The following is a 1,146-nucleotide window of genomic DNA, read 5'->3' on the forward strand; positions in this document are numbered from 1 at the left end:
GAATCATATATTGCAAACTATGTAATATCTTTCTTTTCTTCTTACATTCAATAATTTGAAAGACAATAAGTGTCAGTACGTACACGATCGATAGCAGAAATACTATGGTGACAACTGGCTGAATTGAAAAAGCAAATAGCAATTTATCAATTTCACTAATTTGACTATATTCTGTTGCATTTTGAGGCGTAAAAATAAAATGTTGTTTATCAGCACCTATCATTAACTGACTACCAACGAAACCAGTAAACATAAAGGCAAGAAATAATATAGGCAAAACAAGAATATATTGCCCCCAAAATAACATAGTCCTTTTCAACATATCATCTCCTGTTTATACAATAAGGTAAGAAATATCCTGTATGCCGCAAATGTTAAATGATGTATATTAACATTGCGATAAATATATGCGGTAAAATTACCCTTATATTGTAATTTTACACTTTCTTAAGCTATTAAAGAACAAAAAATCCGCAAATTTTTCTCGTTTTATTTATGAATCTTACAGCGTAACGGTATATATAATGAAATCAAAAAAGGATGAGTCTCCCCATCCTTTTCCTCTCACACTTCGCCTTCCTTCACAAAATACACTTTCTCATATGCTGGTGTTAATTTAGATTCTTCATTTTTATCAATCTCTTTAAAGCAAGGGTTCCCTTGTTTTTTCTTACGGTCTTCATATTCTGTCCGCAATTTCGCTGTACGATTTTGCTGATTTTCAAAGCTACTTTTTGACATTTCTAGTTTCACAGCGAAACCATTTATAAATCTAATAATAAGATTTCCATCTTTTAATTCTTTATTACCTTCAATATGAAAATGAGACAACCACGCACACTCTTTTCGAGAATAAGAATACGTAGGGAAAAAATAAAGTTGATCTGTCGGGCTAATTGCGATAGGAGCTTTATGTGTAATACGAGTTAACTCCTTCGTTCCTTCTTTTCTTCCAAAGAAACTAGAACCATGTTTCCGGCAACTTCTCTCTATAATATCAAGAGGCTTTTGAAATACGAAAAAAGAATCTTCCATTTCAATAATTCGCGTAACAACTTTCTTTTCTCCTAGAACAACAGGAAGTAAGGCCATTGTATTTTTGCTTATAACATAGTTTTCGACATAACGTTCTACTTTACTTTCCAT

The 1,146-nt window shown here is 31.8% G+C and carries 2 protein-coding genes; both read right to left on the reverse strand.

The window, feature by feature from the left end; translation table 11 throughout:
* Positions 1–322, reverse strand: a 322-nt coding sequence (locus AC1DTM_RS27640; RefSeq protein WP_477001392.1) for a DUF4306 domain-containing protein, incomplete at its 3' end; no start/stop codon positions are given.
* 242 nt (positions 323–564) lie between these two features.
* A complete protein-coding gene (locus AC1DTM_RS27645; protein WP_002158927.1) occupies positions 565–1,146 on the reverse strand; it encodes a competence protein ComK in 582 nt (193 codons plus the stop codon).

The sequence above is a fragment of the Bacillus sp. P4_D3 genome (assembly GCF_056401855.1).